Raw genomic sequence first — 20,702 nt, forward strand, 5'->3', positions numbered from 1 at the left:
GGTGATGGAGGAGGGCGGGCTTAGCGGCGTTGCAGCGTGGCGCGTCCGGGCTGCTGCTCCAGTGGCTTGCCGGGCGTGAAGATCCAGGATGCTCTCGAGAAGGCGAGATCGGACCAGCTGGCCCCGTTGTCCTGCGATTCGCTGCGCAGCACGCCGCCAACCGGACAGACGGGAGCCTTGTCGACCCGGCCAGCGCTGGCGCATTGCCGCGATACGAGCGGGTATTCCAGCCCGATCAGCTTGCCGCGACGGCTGAGCGCAACGTTGTAGCCCATAATCAGGTCCTGACGCATCAGCAATTCGCCGAGCTGGCGCGGCGGGTGGCTCGGAAACCAGATCTTGTCCGGATACGCGAATCGGGTGAAGCGCTTGCCATCCTGGTCGAGCATGGTGATGCCGATGTAGGGAACGCCGTTGGCCAGGCCGGCGCTGTTGCAGACCTGATCCTGCAGGGGACCTGCGGCGCTCGTCGGCAAGCCCGTGAGCATGGCCATGTCGCCATCGACGTCGATGGCGGCCCGGCCCGGCGCGCCGACATAGCTGATCGAGACGAGCGGCACGAAGGGCGGCAGTTCGCCGGCGGATTGACGCTGGAGGTCTTCCTCGTTCGGCAGCATGCCGGAAAGCACAAACTCGGATTGATCGGGCAGGCGGCAACGCAGTACCAGTTGCTTGCCCCGTGCCATCAGCGCGCGCCGTTCCAGGCGCTTGTCGGCGATGCTGACGGCGCCGGGCCTGGCGGCGTCCGGCTGGTCCAGTGCCGAGGTGCCGATGGTGAACAAGCGGGACGCGCTGGTGATGAGCGGCGCGCTCCAGCTCTTGCCCTGGTCGGTGGACAGCGTTTGCGACACCTGCGAGACCGGCTGCCGGTAAAAATTGGCATCGGCATAGTGGCCCCAGTGCCAGCGCGTCAGCGCTTCTTCGAGCACCCAGGTGCTGCCTTGCACCGCCATGCGCGTATAGCCGGGATCGCTCAGCGCGTGGCGCGCCGATTCGCGGTTGGCCTCGGCTTCGACGGCTTTATCGTAACGGGGCTTGGCGGTAATCGTTGCGACTTGTCCCTTGGCGAGCATCCGGAAATGCTCCGAGTCGGTGCCGGGCGCATGCACGGTGTCACCCTTGACATAAAAATGGGCGCACATCTCGGCCGGCGTGCCGGAGTCGTCGGTGCGGCGCAGCGAGGTGATGCCCAGATCGACCTGCGCGGCGCCGTCCGGTCCCAGGTAGCGCGTGGCGTAGCGCGTATCGCAGGTTTCCGGACGATTGCCGTAGGGGGCTTCGCAGCTGCCCTCCATCACGATCCGGCCGCCCTGGGGCAGCAGGCATTCCAGGCGGTCCTGGGCAAAGCCGGACTGGGCGTGCAGGCTCAGCACCATTGCGGTCACCAGCGTAGTTTTCATTCGGTGCATTCCTTCGGACATGGCTGCTCAAGCGGTTTGGCGCCGTTCTCGTCGCGGTGACGGTAATTGCGCAGGCTGCGCGCGGAAGGGTGGGCCACGCCGGCTTGCCGCGCGAGCGCCATGCCGGTCTTGAAGAAATAGGGCGCCGTTTCGATGCTGGCCGGCTGCCAGGTTTCGCCACGATCGCTTGAGGTCGTGCGCAGCACGGCGCTCACCGGGCACTGCTGGCCGTTGCGTTCGGCGCAGGCCGGCGCCTTGGCCGCGTACAAGGGCAGTTCCCGCACCAGCTTGCCCTGGCGGATGGCCATGGCGCTGTTTTCATCCATCACGTGCAAGCCGCGCTGCTTCAACTGCGCATCGACGCGCTGCTGTTGAACCTCGTCGCGCTTGCCTATGACGCGGGGCGCCGGTACCCAGAAGCGTTTTTCTCCCGGCATGCGCAGGGAAGCACCGGTGCCCGGCTGGCCTTCGTACAGGCCCAGGCGGGCGCACAGGACTTCCATATTGGCGCCTTGCTCCAGATGCTGATGTTCCATTTTCGCGCCCGCGTCCACCAGTTCTGCGGCGCCGCGCGCGCGGTAGTACACCTTGAAGTCATCCTGGTCCTCGCGCGCGTTGGCATGGCGCGCGAACACCGCCAGCGGGATCCAGCTATGTTTGGCCTGGAGGACGAAGGCGCTGCCATCGGCCAGCTCGCATTCGACGGTTTCGGTGCGCTCGACGGCACTGGCGTTCCCCATGAACGCAACGGCAAGGCAGAAGGGGAGCGTGTTCGCAAAACGGCGATATCCCATGAAGTGCTTCCTGAGAGGTGGTAAGGGCAGGTACTGGTGCTGGATCCGGGCGTGATGTTAACACGCGCGCGCCGATGAATAAAATATTAATGTTGATTATTTGAAATTTTCTGAAGCGAAGTTGAATCCGAAATCATGCAGCCGCCGATGAAGGAATGCGCCGCGATTTTGTCTATGCGCCTCTCGCTTTTTCACGACAGGCCTGCCCATGCACGACTACCGACTCGTACGCCATCCTTTGAGCGCCTTGCTGCTGGGCGCCGCGGCCGTGGTCCACGCCGGCGAGCCGCTGCAAGCCTTGCCGCACGTGGTGGTGGCCGCCTCGCGCATGAGCCAGTTGGGGGGGCGATTCCGCCAATGCCGGCGTGCTCACCCAGCAGCAACTGGCGGCGCGCTCGGCGTACCGTCCCGGCGAACTGCTGGAAGCGACGCCCGGCCTGATCGTCAGCCAGCACAGCGGCGAAGGCAAGGCCAAGCAGTTTTACCTGCGCGGCTTTAACCTCGACCATGGCACCGGCCTGCGCACCACGGTCGACGGCATGCTGGTCAACCAGCGCAGCCACGCCCACGGCCAGGGCTGGACCGACCTGAACTTCCTGATTCCCGAACTGGCCAACCGGCTCGACTACCGCACGGGGCCGTACTACGCCGACGAAGGCGACTTCGCCGCCGCCGGCGCGCTGGCGGTGCGCTACGCCGACACGCTGCCGGAAGGCATCGCCAGCCTGGGCTTGGGCCAGAATGGCTACCGGCGCGCGCTGCTGGCCGATTCGCCCGTGCTCGGCAAGGGCAAGCTGCTGTAGGCGCTCGAATCGTTCCATCACGATGGGCCGTTTACGCGCGGCGACGATTACAACAAGCTCAACGGCGTGCTGCGGTTCAGCCAGGGCGACGCCGCCACCCGTTTCGACCTCACGGCCATGGCTTACCGGGGGCGCTGGAACGCCAGCGACCAGATTCCCCGGCGCGCGTGGCCTCGCTGGCGCTGGCGCTCGACAAGCTGGGGCCGTGGTCCGGGGCGTTGCAGCTGCGTTATGTCGGCCCGCGTCCGTTGATCGAAGACAACAGTGTGCGCTCGCAGCCGGCCACGACCCTGAACGGGCGCATCGGCTACAAGCGGGGCAAGCGCCTCAAGCTCGAACTGGAAGGCTTCAACCTGGCCAAGCGGCGCAGTTCGGCGATCGATTATTTCTACGCATCGCGCCTGCAAGGCGAGCCCGGGGCGGTCGAGGACATCCATTTCCACCCGACCGAAGCGCGCTCGTTCCGGCTGACGCTGAGTTCCTCATTTTGAGGCGTGCGCAGCAACAAGACTGATAGACTGTGATGAACATGCCTTACAGAACAGGAAGAATCTATCAATCAACATCCCAACCGCGCGCATGCCGACGCACTGAGCGCGTTGCGCATCGCCACGGCCGACCGTCATGCCGTGCTCGACGCCGGCATGCCGCTGGCCCAGCCGGACGCCGGCTTGCAGCACTACAGCGACCATTTGCACATGCTGCGCCGCTGGTTGTCTCCCCTGGAAGCCTGGCTGGCGCCTTACAGCGATGGTCCGCAAGGCGAGGCCAGCTTGCCGGCGGTGGCGCGGGTTGCGCTGATCGATGCCGATCTGGCCGATCCGGCGCTGGGCGGGGTGCGTGCCGATCCGCGCCCTGACGACGACACCGTGTGGCCGAGTGCCGCCAGCGCGGCGTACCGCTGGGGCGTGACGTATGTGATCGAAGGCTCGCAACTGGGCGGGGCGGTGCTGTATCAGCGCCTGGCGGGGCCGCTGGCGCCGCATCCGCTGCGTTATCTGCGCAGTGGGGCGCAGGGGCCGGGTCCGCGCTGGCGCAGCTTCATGCTGGCGCTGCGGGAGGGCGTGAAAAGCGAAGGGGAGATTGCCGAGGCGTGCAGAGGGGCTTGCGATGCGTTCGACCGGATTTTGGCGATGAGGTAGGGGCAGTATCGTCATTCCCGCAGCAAGGCGGCACTCGGCGGGAATGACGGTTTGGGGGATAGCGAAAAGGTCAGCGCAAACGAAGCAAACTAATTGCGCTCGCGTTCCACCCTGGTTACGCCCACCACGCGCCGCAGATTCCTGATCAGATGCGCCAGATGCACGCGGTCCTTGATCTGGATCGTAAACCGCAGCTGCGTCATGACGTGTTCTTCATCCTCGTCCATGCCCACATACGAAATGTTCGCATCCGATTCGCCAATCTCGGCCGCCACGCGCGCCAGGATGCCTTTTTCATTATTGATCAGCAGCCTGATCCGGCAGTCAAAGCGGCGGTTCAATTCCCCGCCCCACTGCACGGCGATCCAGCGATCCGGTTCCTTGCCGCGCAGCCGCTTGGCGCCGACGCAATCGCTGGTATGCACGATCAAGCCCTGGTCGCGCCGCAGTTGCCCAATGATCTGGTCGCCCGGAATCGGCAGACAGCATGGCGCCAACTGCACCGACACGCCTTCGCTGCCATAAATCGTGACCGGATCGAGTTCGCCCGGCGTCGCATTCGGATTGGCCGGCAGGCTCACCAGATCGTCATCGACCAGGCCGAAAATATGCCGCGCCACCAGCGCCGCCATGCGCTTGCCGATGCCGATGTCCGCATACAGCTCATCCATCGACTTGGCCGACGATTCATTGAGCAGCTTCTCGACCGTGGGCTCGGGTAAATCCGGCTGGATATTCAGTGCCGTCAATGCTTGCGCCAGCAACTCGCGTCCCAGCTCGACCGATTCGTTCAGGTTGATGGTGCGCAAATGGTGGCGGATCGCCGAACGTGCCTTGCCGGTGCGTACGAACGCCAGCCACGTCGGGCTCGGCCGCGAATCCGGATTGGTAACGATCTCGACAATGTCGCCATTGCGCAGCTCGGTGCGCAGCGATGCCGCTTCGTTGTTGATCTTGACCGATACCGTATGGTCGCCGATGCCGGTGTGAATCGTGTACGCGAAATCGAGCGCCGTGGCGCCACGCGGCAGGGCGATGATCTTCGACTTGGGGGTGAACACGTACACCGAGTCGGGGAACAGGTCGACCTTGACGTGCTCCAAAAACTCGGCCGAGTCGCCGGTCTGCTGCTGGATGTCGAGCAGCGACTGCAACCAGGCGTGGGTCTTTTGCTGCAAGTCCGACAGGTTCGACTCGCCATTCTTGTACAGCCAGTGCGCAGCCACGCCGGACTCGGCGGTGCGGTGCATTTCCTGGGTGCGGATCTGGAACTCGACCGGCGTGCCGTACGGGCCGATCAGGGTCGTGTGCAGCGACTGGTAGCCGTTGAGCTTGCGAATCGCGATGTAATCCTTGAACTTGCCCGGCATCGGCTTGTACAGGCCGTGCAGGGTCCCCAGCGCCACGTAGCAATTGGCGAAGCTGTCGACCACGACCCGGAAGCCGTACACATCGAGCACCTGCGAGAACGACAGATGCTTGCTGCGCATCTTTTTATAGATGCCGTACAGGGTTTTTTCGCGCCCGTAGACTTCGGCCGGCAGCTCGGCGATGGCGAGCGTGTTCTTGACCGATTCGAGGATCTTCTTGACCACTTCGCGGCGGTTGCCGCGCGCCGCCTTGACGGCCTTGGACAGGGTGCGGTAACGCACCGGATACAGGTGCGAAAACGCCAGGTCCTGCAATTCGCGGTAAATATTGTTCAGGCCCAGGCGGTGCGCGATCGGCACGTACACTTCCATGGTTTCGGATGCGATGCGGCGCTTCTTGGCCGGCGTCATGTGCTCCAAGGTGCGCATATTGTGCAGGCGGTCGGCCAGCTTGATGAGAATGACGCGCACGTCCGACGCCATGGCCAGCAGCATCTTGCGGAAGTTTTCCGCCTGCGCTTCGATCAGGGTCTGGAATTCGATTTTTTCGAGCTTCGACAGGCCGTCGACGAGGCTGGCGACGGGGGCGCCGAAGCGCTCGATCAGCTCATCCTTCTTGACATCCTGGTCTTCCATCACATCGTGCAGCAGCGCGGCCATGATGGCCTGGGCGTCGAGCTTCCAGTCGGCGCAGATTTCAGCCACGGCGATGGGATGGGAAATATACGGTTCGCCCGACTTGCGGACTTGTCCAAGGTGCATCTCGTCGGAAAAACGATACGCTTCCTTGACCTTCTTGAGTTCGGAGGGAGTGAGGTACTCGGTCAGCTTGGCCGACAGCTGGGAGACCGATGCCACGCCCGGTGCGGGAGCGGCAGGGACTGCGGCCTCTTGCGCCTTGGTGGCGGCGCGCGAAGACCGGGTCTTGGGTGTGCCTGAGAGTGTCGTATCCGGAGGAGTCAGATTCATACGCAAAGTCAATCAGCCGAAATGTGAAAAAAGAAAATCAGGATGGCTTGTTGACACCGTTCGGGCACGAAAAACACTTACATCGGAACCTTTTTCAGCATCTCGATACCGACCTTGCCGGCTGCGATTTCACGCAGGGCGACGACGGTTGGCTTGTCTTTGGCTTCCACCTTCGGAGTGTGGCCTTGCAACAACTGACGCGCGCGATAGGTCGCGGCCAGGGTCAGCTGAAAGCGGTTAGGGATGTGCTTCAAGCAATCTTCAATGGTAATGCGGGCCATGTAATTTCCTCAATATGACGGTGTGTGCCGTGTCACGATTGTTGCGCATGGATACCCAGTTGGGCAAATAGCGAGGCGTTACGCGCAGCTTGTTGGGCAAATCGGCTGCGTGTCGCTCTGACAATCGCGCTCATCTCTGACAAGGCGACGTTGAACTCTTCATTGATAATAACATACTCGAACTCCGGAGCGTGAGCGATCTCGCCGCCGGCGGCCAGCAGGCGCCGTTCGATGATGTGCGGTTCGTCCTGGCCGCGTTTGTTCAGGCGCTCGGACAAGGCCGCGATCGAGGGCGGCAAAATGAAGATCCCGGCGGCCTGTGGAAACTGCTTGCGCACCTGGCGCGCGCCCTGCCAGTCGATCTCGAGCAGGATGTCGGTGCCCGCTTTCATTTCCTTTTCGACCATCAGGCGCGAGGTGCCGTAGTAATTGCCGTGCACTTCGGCCCATTCGAGGAATTCCCCGCGGCCGGCGCGCTCGACGAAGTCCGCGGCGGTGGTGAAATGGTACTCGCGGCCGTCCTGCTCGCCGGGGCGGGGCGGGCGCGTGGTGGTCGAGATCGACAGCTTGATGCCAGGTTCCTGCGCGAGCAGGGCGTTGACCAGGGTCGACTTGCCGGCACCGGAAGGCGCGGCGACGACGAACAGGCTGCCTGAAAAACCGAAGGTAGGAGTGGGCATGGGTGTCTTTCTCGGATACGTGTTGGTGCGTTATTGCGGTTAAAAACGATAAAAATACAGGTTGCGCCTGCTCGTTGCGCCACCCCCAAAGCGTCGTTCCCGCGAAGGCGGGAACCCAAGTTGATTGCGCAGCCAATGGCTACGTGACGAACTTGGGTTCCCGCCTGCGCGGGAACGACGGGCTAGCTGGAACGACGGGCTAGCGGGCGGCGGTGAGGGTGTCGGCTAAAAACTACTCCAGATTCTGCACCTGCTCCCGCATCTGTTCGATCAGCAGCTTCAATTCCATCGACGCATCGGCCAGTTCCTTCACCGACGCCTTGGCGCCCAGGGTGTTGGCTTCGCGGTTCAGTTCCTGCATCATGAAATCGAGGCGCTTGCCGACCTGGCCACCCTTTTTGAGGATATGCCGGGTCTCGGTCAGGTGCGCGGACAGGCGCGACAGCTCCTCCGACACGTCGATTCGGATCCCGTACAAGGTCACTTCCTGGCGAATCCGCTCGAACGCTTCCTGGCGCGTCAGGGTCGACGGCGTGCCGTGCCCGGCCAACCCCAATGCATCCTGCATGCGCTCGACCGCCTTTTGCTGGAATTGCGCGATCACTTGCGGAATCAGCGGCGTGATGCGCTTGACAATCACGTCCATCGCATCGATGCGCGATACCAGCATTGCCTCCAGGGCCGCGCCTTCGCGCCGGCGGCTGTCGACAAACGCCGCCACGGTGGTGGCCGTGAGCGCGGCCACGTCGGCCTGCAGCGACTCCTGGCCAACCTGGGCTTCCTCGATCACGCCGGGCCAACGCAGCAACTCGGCCACCGTCATCAACGGCGCCGAGACGAAATGCTTGGTCACTTCGGTCTGCAAACGGGCCAGATCGGCCAGCAAGGACGCATTCAGGGCCTGCGAACCGCCGGCGACCTTGCGTCCGAAACTCAGGCGTGCCTCGACCTTGCCGCGCGTGATGGCGGCCATGATCGCGGCGCGCAAGTCCGGTTCGAGTGCGCGCAGCTCATCGTTGATGCGGAACTGCAGGTCCAGAAAGCGCGAATTAACGCTCTTGATTTCAATTGTAAGGGTGCCCGCCGCGCCTTCGCTGGTGGCCACCGCGTAACCTGTCATGCTAGAAATGCTCAATGGAGTCCCCGGTATTTTTATCTTTTCTTTACAAAGCCGTGATTTATCCACACAATCGCCGTGTTAAGCAAGGAACACACAGATGGCTGCACAAAATAACGCTCCCCTGCCCGATGGTCTTGAAATTGCCGGATATCGCATTGTAAAGAAAATTGCGTCCGGTGGGTTCAGTATTGTATATCTCGCTTATGACGCCGAGGGGAACGCGGTCGCCATTAAAGAGTACCTGCCGAGCTCCCTCGCTTTGCGGCAACCTGGCGAGCTCGTTCCGGTGATTTCACCGCCCAATCTGCCGGTGTTCCGCATCGGCTTGAAGTGCTTTTTCGAGGAGGGACGGGCGCTCGCGCTGATCTCCCACCCGAACGTGGTGCGGGTGCTGAACTTCTTCCGCGCCAACGATACGGTGTACATGGTGATGGGCTATGAATCGGGCCACTCGCTGCAGGAACACATCGCCCGGCTCGGCAGCAAGGGCAGCCGCTTGTCCGAAGCCTTCATCCGCCAGATTTTCCTGGGCGTGTGCGGCGGCCTGCGCGAGGTGCACGCCAACAAGCTGCTGCACCTGGACCTCAAGCCCGCCAATATCTACCTGCGCACCGATGGTTCGCCGATCCTGCTCGACTTCGGCGCCGCGCGCCAGACCATCAACGCCGATATCCCGAAGCTCACGCCGATGTACACGCCGGGCTTCGCCCCGCCGGATTTGTACTCGAAAACGGCGGCGCTGGGACCATGGTCGGATATTTACAGCATCGGCGCCACCATCTTCGCCTGCATGGCGGGGGCGCCGCCGCAGCCGGCCGACCAGCGCAAGACCGAAGACAAGATGCCGGGCTATTACGCCAAGCTCGAAGGCAGTTTTTCGCCGGCCTTGATCAGCATGGTCAAGAACTGCCTCGACATGGACCCGCTGGCGCGGCCGCAAAGCCTGTTCGCGCTGCAAAAGGAACTGGCGCTGCCGCCACCGAAGAAGTCGGAAGCGCCGCGCGGTCTGGAAAAGCTCGGCGGCCAGGTCCGCGGCCTGGTCGACCGTTTGGGTAGTCTCGGCCGCAAAAAAGTCAACGATAAAAACACCTGATCCAGAAAGATATCTATGCAATTTTCCGTTTATCAGGAAAGCCAGCTCGGCGGCCGCAAGGTCAACCAGGACCGGATGGGATACAGCTTCACGCGCGATGCGCTGCTGCTGGTCCTGGCCGACGGCATGGGCGGCCATCTACGCGGCGAAATGGCCGCGGCCATCACCCTGCAAACCATGTCGAGCATGTTCCAGCAGCATGCCACGCCGTATGTGAGAAAGCCCGAACGCTTCCTCGAAGAGGCGTTCCTCGAAGCGCACGACGAGATCCACCGCTACCGCATCGCCAACAACATGCCGGACACGCCGCGCACCACGGTGGTGGCTTGCCTGATCCAGCACAACACGGCGATCTGGGCCCACTGCGGCGATTCGCGCCTGTACTGGCTGCGGCGCGGGCAGATTTTGGGACGCACGCGCGACCACTCGCACATCGAGCATTTGATCGCCCAGGGCCTGGCCGATCCGGCCGAACGCGCGACCCACCCGGACCGCAACAAGCTGTATAACTGCATCGGCGCGAGCTCCCTGCCGAAGATCGAAGTGTCGCGCCAGGTCAGCCTGCTGACCGGCGACGTGGTCATGCTGTGCTCCGACGGCTTGTGGTCGATGCTGCCGGACGAGGAAATCGTCCATCGCCTGTCGACCCAGACCATCGTGCGCGCCATTCCCGACATGATCAGCACCGCGATCACCATCGGCGGCGAGACGTGCGACAACACGACCGCGCTGGCGATCATGTGGCAAGGTTCGCCCGAAGTGGAGACGGCGGGCGTGAACACGGACGGCAGCGCGGCGGTCATTTCGACCATGATGCTGCCCGAGAACCTGGTCAGCACCACGATCCTGAGCGCCCCGGAGCCGGAGCAGCCGCTCGAAATCGACGCCTTCAACGACGACGAGATCGAAAAGGCGATCGCCGAGATCCGCGACGCCATCGAAAAATCATCCCAGGTTCTTAAGTAAGGCCTGCTTTTACAAGGTAATCATGACATTTGAATCACGTCCGAGCGGCCGCGCCGTCGACCAGCTGCGCGACATCGTATTGACGCGCCAGTACACCAAGCATGCCGAAGGATCGGTCTTGATCGAGTGCGGCGACACCAAGGTCATTTGCACGGCCAGCATCGAAGAGAAGGTGCCGGGCTTTTTGAAGGGCAAAGGGCAGGGCTGGCTGACGGCCGAATACGGCATGCTGCCGCGTTCGACGCACACGCGCATGGACCGCGAAGCGGCGCGCGGCAAGCAAAGCGGGCGCACGCAGGAGATCCAGCGCCTGATCGGGCGCTCGCTGCGCGCAGCGTTCGACCTGGAAGCGTTCGGCGAGCGTACCCTGAACCTCGATTGCGACGTGATCCAGGCCGATGGCGGCACGCGCACGGCGTCGATCACCGGTGCGATGGTGGCGGCGTATGACGCGTTCAGCAAACTGGTGGCCAGCGGCGCGATTCCGGCAGTGCCGGTGAAGAGTTTTGTGGCGGCGATTTCGGTCGGCGTGTACAAGGGCATGCCGGTGCTGGACCTCGATTACGTCGAAGATTCGGGCTGCGACACGGATATGAATGTGGTGATGACCGAAGCCGGACACTTTATCGAAGTGCAGGGCACGGCCGAAGGCGCCGCGTTCGACCGCGCGGGGATGAACCGTTTGCTGGATCTGGCGCAGGCGGGGATTGCGGACATTATCGCGTTGCAGAAGAAAGCGCTGGGACTTTAATCGCTCCCCCGTTATCCTCCACCTGTCGTTCCCGGCCTTGGGTTCCCGCCAAGGGGGCCGCCAAGGCCGGGGACGACGGTTTCAAATTTACGAGTACTTACAGCGCCACCGTAATACTCCGGAACGTTTGCTCCTCCTCCGGCATCTCCTTCACATGCGATCCGCCGTCATCGCTCAAGATCTGCACCTTGCGCGTCCCCGGAATCGCAAACAGCGCCTCCGGCCGCACATCGTCAAGATCCTCATGCACCAGCTGTTCCGGCGCATCGTCCTTCTTGCCTGACCAGCGATACAGCGCAAACTCCCCATGATCGGCCGGCGGCCCGGCCACGATCATGTACGCCAGCCCCACCAGCTCCATGCTGCGGATCGCCAGGCCGCCCAGATCGAGCTCGAACGCCTCGCCAAACTCGGCCCGCTCGCCCTCGATCACCTTCTGCGGGTTCAGCAAATGCACCACCAGCGCCTTGCCTTCCGGAGCGGGATTGCGCAACCCGATCAGCAAGGTCCCTTCCGGCGTGGCCGCCAGTCCTTCGATGTTGAAAGCGCCATCGGCTTCCGGCGTCTTTCCGGACGCCTGCGCAATCGGATATTTTTTCAGCTGTTCGGACTCGATCATATCGTCCAGCAGGCCGCTGTAGGCCTTGCCGACCGGTTCCAGGCGCGCTTTTCCTTTGCCATTCGCCTTGCCCGCCTCGGTCGCAAAGAAGCGGAAGCGGCGTTCCTGCACCTCGCCCTTCTTGTTGCGCCCGTGCGAGGTAATCCAGTAAATCCGCTCGCCGATGGTAGCCGCGCCTTCCAGGTCCGACTCCTTGTTCTTCTTGGTGCCCAAGAACTCCGACAGGTCGACCACGTCCACCGCATCGGCTACGCCGCGCTGGTAGATCTTCAGCTGGTTGCGTTCGTCGTTGGCGACCACGAACAGGTCTTCCCCGAGCGCGGCGGCGGCCGAGGCATCGCACATGCCGCGATAAACGAAATGATCTTCCAGTTTGGCGTGCAGCGCGTCCGCGATCAGGGTTGCGCTGGCCGGTTCCCGGTGTTTGCTCATACTGTTCTCCGCTGCGTTTGTCAAAAACGCCATGATAGAGGCTAACGCAGGCGCCGTGCCGCGCGCGTGACGAGCCAGCCCGCCACCACCGTGAAGGTGGCGATGACGGCCGCGATGATCCAGAAACCGGCCGGGTGGTGCGACAGCGGAATGCCGCCCACGTTCATGCCCAGCATGCCGGCGATGATGTTGATCGGCAGGGCCAGCACAGTCACGATGGTCAGGATGAACAGGCTGCGGCCCGTCTCTTCGCTGACGCGCGCGGCGATTTCTTCCTGCAGCAGCTTGATACGTTCCTGCAGCGACGACATATCGCTCAGCACCACCGAGAATTCCTCGGTCGCCTCGCGCAGTTCCTGGGTGTCCAGGTCGGCCATCCACGAGGGCGGGCGTTGCAGGAGTCGGAACAGGGCGGCCGGCTCGGGCGCCAGCAGGCGTTGCAGGCGCACCAGCACGCGCCGCATGGCGCCGAGGTCTTCGCGCCTGGCGGTAGGGCGGTCGGCCAGCAGCTTGTCTTCGATATCGTCGACCCGTTCGACGGCGTCGCGCACGATCTTGACCAGTACGTCGGCCTGGTCGCGCAGCAGGTGGATCAGCAGTTCGACCGAGGAGCGTACCGGCTCCCCTTGGCGCACGGCCTGGCGCACGCGTTCGATCGACTGCAAGGGCTTCCTGCGCGCGCTGACGACGACATTGCGTGCCACGCTGACCCACAGGGTCGAAATGTCCGACTCTTCGAACGAAAAATTGTGCAGCACATCGTTGACCACCGCGATCAGGGTGTCTTCGGCCAGTTCGATGCGGGTCGAGCGCGAGCCGGTGTGCAGCGTTTCGTAGAATTCATCGGCCAGGTTGGCGTGCGTAGTCAGCCACTTTTCGCTGGCGGCGTTGGACAGGTTGAAGTGCAGCCAGATGAATTGCGATGGATTGTTGGCCGCGTGGTCGCGCATCCAGGCCAGCGCCGCCGCCGAATCGATAGCCAGCGCTTCCGGACTGACACCGAACAGATAGCCCCACACCAGCCCCGAAGGATCGGAACCGTAGCTCACTTCGACCTTGTCGATATCAAGCAAGGCAGCCCCCGGGGCGCATGCTTGCGTCATAGTCGGATTGTGCTGCTGTCGCCATCGGGTTTCCTCCGTCAATTCAGGATGCCGATATAGTACAGTGTTTGCCCCGCAAAATCCCGCGAAAGCGCCGCTCGCGCCAGCCGGGCGGCCAATGGCGCTAAAATACGCACTTGCGGATGCCGCTGGCATCCATCACCCGCCAGACCAGACTCTTATGACCCAACGCCTCATCCTCGCTTCCAACAACGCCGGCAAACTCAGGGAGTTTGGCGAAATCCTCGGCCCGATCGGCTTTACCCTGCATGCGCAGGGCGAATTCGACGTGCCCGAAGCCGACGAGCCGTTTGCCACGTTTGTTGAAAACGCGCTCGAAAAGGCGCGTCACGCATCGCGCCTGACCGGTTTGCCGGCGCTGGCCGACGATTCGGGCGTGTGCGTCAACGCCCTGGGCGGCGCGCCTGGCGTATGGTCGGCACGCTTTGCCGGCGAACCCAAATCGGACGCGCGCAACAACGAGAAGCTCATCGCCGACCTGGCCGCCCACACCGACAAGTCGGCATACTACTACTGCGTGCTGGTGTTCGTGCGCCACGCCGACGACCCGCAGCCGGTCATCGCCGACGGCCGCTGGCACGGCGAAATCGTCGCGCAGGCGCGCGGCACGGGCGGTTTCGGCTACGATCCGCATTTCTGGATTCCGTCGCTGGGCAAATGCACCGCCGAATTGACGCCGCTTGAAAAGAACGGGCTGTCGCATCGCGGCCAGGCCCTGCGCGCGCTGGTAGAGAAACTGAAATGATTCCGATCAAAGTCGCCGGCAGCGCCGTCAAGACCGAGCCGCGCTCGCCGGCCGCCAGCGCCCTGCAATACCTGCAACCGGGCGCGTTGAACCTGGCCGCGCTGCCGCCGCTGTCGCTGTACATCCATTATCCGTGGTGCGTGAAGAAGTGCCCTTATTGCGACTTCAATTCGCACGAGGCACGCGGCGAACTGCCGGAAGAGGCATACCTGGACGCGCTGCGGCTCGACCTGGAGCAGTCGCTGCCCCTGATCTGGGGCCGCAAGATCTACACCATCTTCATCGGCGGCGGCACCCCGAGCCTGATGTCGGCCAAGGGGCTGGACCGCCTGATGTCGGACGTGCGCACCCTGCTGCCGCTGGACGTGGATGCCGAAGTGACGATGGAAGCCAATCCGGGCACGTTCGAGGCCGAGAAGTTCAAATCGTTCCGCGCCAGCGGCATCAACCGCCTGTCGATCGGGATCCAGAGTTTCAGCGGCAAGCACCTCAAGGCGCTGGGCCGGATCCACGACGACAACGAGGCGCGCCGGGCGGTCGAGATCGCGCATGCGAACTTCGACAATTTCAATCTCGACCTGATGTACGCCTTGCCGTCGCAGACCCTGGAAGAAGCGCGCCACGACCTGGAAACGGCGCTGTCGTTCGCGCCGCCGCATTTGTCGCTGTACCACCTGACGATGGAGCCGAACACGCTGTTCGCCAAGTATCCGCCGGCACTGCCGGACGACGATGCCAGCGCCGACATGCAGGACATGATCGCGCTGGAGACGGCGGCGGCCGGGTATGGGCATTACGAAGTGTCGGCGTATGCGCAGCCGGGACGGCGTGCCAAGCACAATGTGAATTACTGGGAGTTTGGCGACTATCTCGGGATCGGCGCGGGTGCGCACTCGAAGATCTCGTTCCCGCACCGGGTGCTGCGCCAGGCGCGCTACAAGCAGCCCAAGGCGTTTATCGAGGCGGCGCGGGCCGGCAATCCGGTGCAGGAAGAACGCGAGATCGGGCGCGCGGATATGGGGTTCGAGTTCATGCTCAATACCTTGCGCCTGACCGAAGGGTTTTCACCGAATTTGTTCGGCGAACGCACCGGCATGGGGATCAACGCGATCGAGCAGACGCTCAATGCGGCCGAAGCCAAGGGCTTGATTTACCGCGACCACAAGATCATCCGGCCGACGGAGTTGGGGCAGCGCTTTTTGAATGATTTGCAGGAGATGTTTTTGTCGGCGTAAGCTGCGTCGTTCCACCCAGCCCCGTCGTTCCCGCGCAGGCGGGAACCCAATTTCGTACCGTAGCCAGTAGCGGATTAACGAACTTGGGGGGGAACGCATGCATTCCCGCCTGCGCGGGAACGACAGAGGTAATGGGAACGACGGGGGCAGTGGGAACGACGGCGATGGGATGGAGCCTAGGCCGCCAATTCCAGCGGCATCTTGCCCACCACCCGCTGCCGCCGGCCAGTCGACGTGGCCGCCAGCGTGAACCCGTCCGCCACAGCGGCCAGCCGCGCCGCCTGTTGTTCCAGGCTCCCGGCTGCCGCTGCCGCTTCTTCCACCAGCGCCGCATTCTGCTGCGTGACCTGGTCCATCTGCGCAATCGCTTCGTTGACCTGGTCGATCCCCACGCGCTGCTCGTGACTAGCGGCGGTGATCTCGGACATGATGTCGGTCACGCGCGCCACGCTGTCGACCACGTCGCCAATGGTGGTGCCGGCTTCCCGTACCAGGCGGGTGCCGTTGCTGACCTGGGCCACCGAGTCGCCGATCAGCCCCTTGATTTCCTTCGCCGCGCCGGCCGAGCGCTGGGCCAGGGTGCGCACTTCGGCGGCGACAACCGCAAAACCGCGCCCCTGTTCTCCGGCGCGCGCCGCTTCCACGGCCGCATTGAGCGCGAGAATATTGGTCTGGAACGCGATGCCGTCGATGACGCCGATGATGTCGACGATCTTGCGCGCCGACGCTTCGATCGAACCCATGGTGTCGACCACCTGGCTGACGATCACGCCACCCTTGCGCGCCACCTGGGACGCGGCCAGCGCGAGCTGGTTGGCCTGGTGCGCATTGTCGGCGTTCTGGCGCACGGTGGAGGTCAGTTCTTCCATCGAGGCGGCGGTTTCTTCGAGCGAGCTGGCTTGCTGCTCGGTGCGGGCCGACAGGTCCAGGTTGCCGGCTGCGATTTCGGTCGAGCCGATGGCAATCGCCTTGGTGCCGCTCTGGACTTGCGACACCACGCGCGTGAGCGCGTCGTTCATCGCCTGCAGGGCGCGCATCAAATCGCCGATTTCATCGCGCGCGGCGTGACCGAACTCGGTGCTCAGGTCGCCGCTGGCCACCGTGCCGGCCACCGCCACGGCGGCCTTGAGCGGGCCGGTGATGGAGCGCGTGATCAGCAAGGCGCACACGGCGCCGGTCAGCACGGCCAGGGTACCGAGCAGCAGGAGTAGGCCGACAGTGCGGCTGTTGGCTTGTTCGATGGCGATGGCGGTGTCGTCGATGCTCTTGCGCTGCATCGCCAGCATGGCCTGGATGCTGTTCTGGTAGGCGCTGGCGGCGGGCAGGAAGGTCGCGTTGAAGGCCAGGCCGGTGGCGGCGCTGTCGCCCGCCTTCTTGGCGGCCATGACGTTTTCCTTGGCCGCCTGGTAGGTCGCGCGCTGGGCCAGGATGGCCTGCATCGTCGCCTTTTCTTCGTCGCTGGTGAGGAGCGGCTCGATCTGCCTGATCAGCTCCGTGCTGCGTTTGACGCTGTCGGCAATGGTTACCGCGAACGTGGTCGAGAGCGTGTCGTCGGTGCTGCGGGCGATCAGGGCAGGATGGACAGGACCAGCACGATGGCGAAACCGATCGCAAGGCGGGATCCGATGCGGACGTTGGGGAACATGGTGTTTTCCTGACAGTTGAGAAGTTAATAATTCTGGCGGGCAATTATCCTCTGCGTCAGGAAACACAGCCAGTTAACGTTTCTCGGAGTGCAATTTTTCTCTCTAATGTTGTTTGCGGCAACGAATTCCAGCTGAGCCGGGAACTTTTTCAAGAGAATGTGGCAATCTCGGCCACTTTGTTGTCATCTTCGAATGATTCCTCTACGCGGGATGTCGACCGGGCCGCCCATGCTGGTGCTGGCGCCGTTGCCGCGATTGTCCGATCAGCGCAACTTTTTGCGCGAACGTACAGTGGCAACCGGCGCTTGCATGCAGGCATCCCATCCGACTAGAATGAATGTCAGGGCGCTAACATGGCGCGCCGGGCAAGATGCTGCGCAATCGCAAGGAACTGCGGCCGCATGGGCATGCCGGAGCCTGATTTCCCTTGACCGGAGGGTCGATGTTCAGCACGCAAACGCTTGCCAGCCGTCTTCTCTACACCATGCTGCCGTGGTATTTGCTGCTGTCGGTCAGCATGACGTTGTTGCAGTTAGGAATACAGTATGTCGCGGTCAGCCGCGCCATCGCCGATGACCTGGCCTCGCTGGGCCGCACCGTGGAACCGGGCGCGGCGCAGGCGCTGTGGGAACTCGATACCGCCCGCCTGGCGGCCGTGGCGCGCGGTGTGCGCCAGAATGCCATCGTCACCGGCGTGCGCATCACCAACGCGGATGACGACGAGCTGGTCGGCGACGGCGACCTTCCCGGCCTTCGCTCCAGTCCGACAGCCCAGGCATCGCGCCAGTACCAGCAGGATACGGTGGCCCTGCACTACACGGAACGCGACAACAAGCAGCGCCTGATCGGCTACCTCGAACTGTATGCCAACGGAGATGTGTTGTGGGACCGCATCAAGTCCAGCTTCTTTGTGGTGCTGCTCAATTCCGTACTCGGCAGCACTTTCTTGTGGCTGATCGTTTCCTGGACCATCAGCTACCGCCTGTCGCACAGCGTGACCGAGGTGGCGCGTGGGGTGGCGCACTGGCGTAGCTTGCGCGGCGAGAGCACGGGCGGGGAACTGTCTTACCCCTACCATGACGAACTCGGCCAGCTAGTGGGCGCGCTCAACGATAGCCATGCGCAGCTTTATGAATCGCTGCAACAACTGAAGGATATCAACCAGAACCTCGAAGCCAGCGTGGCCGAACGCACTTGCGAATTGCAGCAAGCCAAGGATGCCGCCGAGGCAGCCAACCTGGCCAAGGGACAATTCCTGGCCAATATGAGCCATGAAATCCGCACCCCCATGAACGCGGTGCTGGGCATGCTGTACCTGGCCCTGAAAACCGAGCCGGCGCCGGCGCTCCAGAATTACCTGGGCAAGGCCCAGAGCGCCGCGTTGTCGCTGCTGGGCATCATTAACGATATCCTCGATTTCGCCAAGATCGAAGCGGGCAAGCTCGACATCGAAAACATCCCGTTCACCCTCGACGCCGTCCTGCAACAACTGACCGACGCGGTCGCGTACCAAGCCGAGCAAAAGGGGGTGGAATTCCTGATCCGCTACGACCCGGCCATGCCGGCCGAGCTGGTGGGCGACCCGATGCGCCTGGGCCAAATCCTGCTGAACCTGTGCGGCAACGCGATCAAGTTTACCGAGCAGGGCGAAGTCGAACTGAGCTTTCGTGCGGTGGCCGCCAGCGACAGCGATGTCACCATCGAGATGGCGGTGCGCGACACTGGCATCGGCATGTCGCCGCACGTGCAGCAGACCTTGTTCGCCAAGTTCACCCAGGCCGACCAGAGCACCACGCGCCGTTTCGGCGGCACCGGACTGGGCCTGGCCATCAGCAAGGAGCTGGTCGAACTGATGGGCGGGCGCATCTGGATTGGGTACTCGGCGCCGGGCCAGGGCAGCACCTTGTGCTTCGAACTCACCCTGGCGCGGCCCGCGCCCGATGCGCAGGCAGCGCAGGCGCTGGTCGATCCGGTCGGCCCCCTGCTCAAGGGAATCCGGGCGCTGGTGGTGGACGACAGCGAATCGGCGCGCGAGATCATGGCCGACATGCTGCGCTTCCTCCAGCTTGACGTGACCGTGGCCGCCAGCGGGGTGCGGGCGCTGGCCACGCTGGCCGCCTCGAACGACCAGCCGTTCGACCTGGTCATGATGGATTGGCGCATGCCCGGCATGAACGGCGACGAAGTGATCCGCAATATGCGCGCCGACAGCCGCATCGCCTTCGCGCCCAAGGTGGTCATGGTCACCGCCTATGGCCGCGAAGATGTGTTCCGGCTGGCCGAGCAAGCGGGCGTGGACGGTTTCCTGATCAAGCCCGTCTCGCCGTCGACCTTGCTCGATTCGGTGCTCTCGGTGCTGGGCCGCAAACGCATCCTGGACCATGACGGGCAGCGCCGCCCGGCCCTGCGCCTGCGCACCTCGGGCTTGGCGGGCGCGCGCCTGTTGCTGGCCGAGGACAATGACATCAACCGCGAATTTGCAAGCGAACTATTGCGCAGCGAGGGCATCCTGGTGGACGAGGCGGTCAATGGCCGGCAAGCCGTCGATATGGTGCGCAGCGGGAACTACGACGGCGTGCTGATGGATATCCAGATGCCGCTGATGGATGGTTTCGAGGCGGCGCGCCGGATCCGCGCCATGGCCGCCATGGATGATGGCGAACGCTTCGGCACGCTGCCCATCATCGCCATGACCGCCCTGGCGATGGCCCATGACGCCGAGCAGAGCCGCGCCGCCGGCATGAACGACCATGTGACCAAGCCGATCGCGCCCGAACGGTTGATGGCCACCCTGGCGCGCTGGATCCGGCTGGCGCCGCAAGACATCGCGCTGCCCGCACCGGCGCCGGCGCCGATCCGCTTCCCCGCGGATTTGCTGGCGCTCACCAGCCTGGACGTGCGTGAAGGCATCCGCCGCATCGGCGGCAAGGCCGACGCCTACCGCAGGCAATTGCTGCGCTTCCGCGACCATTACGGTGACGCCGGCGCGCAACTGGCATCCATGCTGGCGCTGCCCGACTACCAGGCCGCCGACGCGTACTGCCATCTCCTGCTTGGCGTGACCGGCAATCTGGGGGCGACCGCCTTGTTTGCCCGGCTGGGTGCGATCAATAGCAAGCTCAAGAAGGGCGAGCCTCCCGCCGCGGCCGACCTGGAATCGATGCAGGACTTGCTGGCCGCGCTGCTTGCCGAGCTTGGCGGCATGGCCGCCGCCAACGCGGAGGCGGACGCAAACGCAGCCGCCGGCGCGGCCTTGCCGGCCCCCACCCTGATTGCCTTGCTCGACCAGCTGGCAAACGCACTCGACTACGATCTGGGGCAGGCCGCCTCCTTGCTGGCGGAATTGCGCGCGAGCGCAGTCGGCACCAGCGCCGCCGCCGCCATTGCCGAGATCGCCGCCTGTGCCGACGCGTTTGCGCTCGAGCAAGCGGTGGCGCTGGCCCAGGCCTTGCGCCTGCGCCTGAGCCAGGCCAGCCACGACCATGCCGAGCCGTCGCCGCAGGCCGACAGCCCCCTCCGCCAGCAGTAACCC

At 63.7% G+C, this 20,702-nt stretch carries 18 protein-coding genes; 9 read left to right on the forward strand and 9 right to left on the reverse strand.

The window, feature by feature from the left end; translation table 11 throughout:
- Positions 1 to 20: 20 nt before the first annotated feature.
- Together F2P44_RS19940 and F2P44_RS19945 are read right to left on the reverse strand one after the other, a co-directional pair.
- Positions 21 to 1,400 (reverse strand): hypothetical protein, encoded by a 1,380-nt coding sequence (locus F2P44_RS19940; protein ID WP_167088798.1) that lies wholly within the window; start codon positions 1,398 to 1,400, stop codon positions 21 to 23.
- Entirely contained in the window at positions 1,397 to 2,194 is a 798-nt protein-coding gene (locus F2P44_RS19945; protein WP_167088799.1) for a hypothetical protein, read from the reverse strand. The genes F2P44_RS19940 and F2P44_RS19945 overlap by 4 nt, the downstream gene beginning before the upstream one ends.
- A gap of 365 nt (positions 2,195 to 2,559) precedes the next feature.
- Here F2P44_RS19945 and F2P44_RS35655 point away from each other — a divergent pair, with 365 nt between their 5' ends.
- The 3 genes from F2P44_RS35655 to F2P44_RS19955 all read left to right on the forward strand — a co-directional run bounded on the left by F2P44_RS35655 (position 2,560) and on the right by F2P44_RS19955 (position 4,139).
- Positions 2,560 to 2,997: a TonB-dependent receptor plug domain-containing protein gene (locus F2P44_RS35655; RefSeq protein ID WP_370662724.1), complete on the forward strand. Its 438-nt coding sequence runs from the start codon at positions 2,560 to 2,562 to the stop codon at positions 2,995 to 2,997.
- 167 nt (positions 2,998 to 3,164) lie between these two features.
- Complete coding sequence (locus tag F2P44_RS35660; protein WP_370662725.1) at positions 3,165 to 3,488, forward strand: hypothetical protein; 324 nt, start codon at positions 3,165 to 3,167, stop codon at positions 3,486 to 3,488.
- Positions 3,489 to 3,596: 108 nt separating this feature from the next.
- Complete coding sequence (locus F2P44_RS19955; protein ID WP_229423640.1) at positions 3,597 to 4,139, forward strand: biliverdin-producing heme oxygenase; 543 nt, start codon at positions 3,597 to 3,599, stop codon at positions 4,137 to 4,139.
- A gap of 89 nt (positions 4,140 to 4,228) precedes the next feature.
- Here F2P44_RS19955 and F2P44_RS19960 read toward each other — a convergent pair whose 3' ends face one another.
- The 4 genes from F2P44_RS19960 to F2P44_RS19975 all read right to left on the reverse strand — a co-directional run bounded on the left by F2P44_RS19960 (position 4,229) and on the right by F2P44_RS19975 (position 8,559).
- The gene (locus F2P44_RS19960; protein ID WP_167088800.1) at positions 4,229 to 6,478 is read right to left on the reverse strand and encodes a RelA/SpoT family protein; all 2,250 of its coding nucleotides are present in this window, start codon (positions 6,476 to 6,478) and stop codon (positions 4,229 to 4,231) included.
- Between the two features lie 77 nt (positions 6,479 to 6,555).
- Entirely contained in the window at positions 6,556 to 6,759 is a 204-nt protein-coding gene (rpoZ, locus tag F2P44_RS19965) for a DNA-directed RNA polymerase subunit omega (RefSeq protein WP_054264095.1), read from the reverse strand.
- A gap of 32 nt (positions 6,760 to 6,791) precedes the next feature.
- Positions 6,792 to 7,439: a guanylate kinase gene (gmk, locus tag F2P44_RS19970; protein ID WP_167088801.1), complete on the reverse strand. Its 648-nt coding sequence runs from the start codon at positions 7,437 to 7,439 to the stop codon at positions 6,792 to 6,794.
- A gap of 232 nt (positions 7,440 to 7,671) precedes the next feature.
- Positions 7,672 to 8,559: a YicC/YloC family endoribonuclease gene (locus F2P44_RS19975; protein WP_167088802.1), complete on the reverse strand. Its 888-nt coding sequence runs from the start codon at positions 8,557 to 8,559 to the stop codon at positions 7,672 to 7,674.
- A 97-nt stretch (positions 8,560 to 8,656) separates the two neighbouring features.
- On the opposite strand from F2P44_RS19975, the gene F2P44_RS19980 reads away from it, so the two are divergent.
- From F2P44_RS19980 to rph, 3 genes are read left to right on the forward strand one after another with little or no spacing between them, the layout of a single operon-like run.
- Entirely contained in the window at positions 8,657 to 9,652 is a 996-nt protein-coding gene (locus F2P44_RS19980) for a serine/threonine protein kinase (RefSeq protein ID WP_167088803.1), read from the forward strand.
- A gap of 15 nt (positions 9,653 to 9,667) precedes the next feature.
- On the forward strand, positions 9,668 to 10,618 hold the full coding sequence (locus tag F2P44_RS19985) for a PP2C family protein-serine/threonine phosphatase (RefSeq protein WP_054264091.1): 951 nt from the start codon (positions 9,668 to 9,670) through the stop codon (positions 10,616 to 10,618).
- A gap of 22 nt (positions 10,619 to 10,640) precedes the next feature.
- Positions 10,641 to 11,369, forward strand: a complete 729-nt coding sequence (gene rph, locus F2P44_RS19990) for a ribonuclease PH (protein ID WP_167088804.1) — start codon at positions 10,641 to 10,643, stop codon at positions 11,367 to 11,369.
- A 97-nt stretch (positions 11,370 to 11,466) separates the two neighbouring features.
- On the opposite strand, the gene F2P44_RS19995 is transcribed toward rph, so the two are convergent.
- The gene (locus F2P44_RS19995; RefSeq protein ID WP_167088805.1) at positions 11,467 to 12,420 is read right to left on the reverse strand and encodes a DUF3616 domain-containing protein; all 954 of its coding nucleotides are present in this window, start codon (positions 12,418 to 12,420) and stop codon (positions 11,467 to 11,469) included.
- Positions 12,421 to 12,461: 41 nt separating this feature from the next.
- On the reverse strand, positions 12,462 to 13,523 hold the full coding sequence (locus tag F2P44_RS20000) for a transporter (protein ID WP_167088806.1): 1,062 nt from the start codon (positions 13,521 to 13,523) through the stop codon (positions 12,462 to 12,464).
- Between the two features lie 181 nt (positions 13,524 to 13,704).
- Here F2P44_RS20000 and rdgB point away from each other — a divergent pair, with 181 nt between their 5' ends.
- Both rdgB and hemW read left to right on the forward strand, forming a co-directional pair.
- Positions 13,705 to 14,289: an RdgB/HAM1 family non-canonical purine NTP pyrophosphatase gene (rdgB, locus tag F2P44_RS20005; RefSeq protein WP_167088807.1), complete on the forward strand. Its 585-nt coding sequence runs from the start codon at positions 13,705 to 13,707 to the stop codon at positions 14,287 to 14,289.
- Positions 14,286 to 15,524: a radical SAM family heme chaperone HemW gene (hemW, locus tag F2P44_RS20010; RefSeq protein ID WP_167088808.1), complete on the forward strand. Its 1,239-nt coding sequence runs from the start codon at positions 14,286 to 14,288 to the stop codon at positions 15,522 to 15,524. Before rdgB ends, hemW begins: the two co-directional genes overlap by 4 nt.
- A 176-nt stretch (positions 15,525 to 15,700) precedes the next feature.
- Here the strand turns inward: hemW and F2P44_RS20015 are convergent, their stop codons facing one another.
- On the reverse strand, positions 15,701 to 17,236 hold the full coding sequence (locus F2P44_RS20015) for a methyl-accepting chemotaxis protein (RefSeq protein WP_370662726.1): 1,536 nt from the start codon (positions 17,234 to 17,236) through the stop codon (positions 15,701 to 15,703).
- A gap of 376 nt (positions 17,237 to 17,612) precedes the next feature.
- Here F2P44_RS20015 and F2P44_RS20020 point away from each other — a divergent pair, with 376 nt between their 5' ends.
- On the forward strand, positions 17,613 to 20,699 hold the full coding sequence (locus F2P44_RS20020) for a response regulator (protein WP_167088809.1): 3,087 nt from the start codon (positions 17,613 to 17,615) through the stop codon (positions 20,697 to 20,699).
- Positions 20,700 to 20,702: the final 3 nt, after the last annotated feature.

Origin of the sequence: Massilia frigida (assembly GCF_011682175.1) — a bacterium.
Taxonomy (GTDB): Bacteria; Pseudomonadota; Gammaproteobacteria; order Burkholderiales; family Burkholderiaceae_D; genus Telluria_A; species Telluria_A frigida.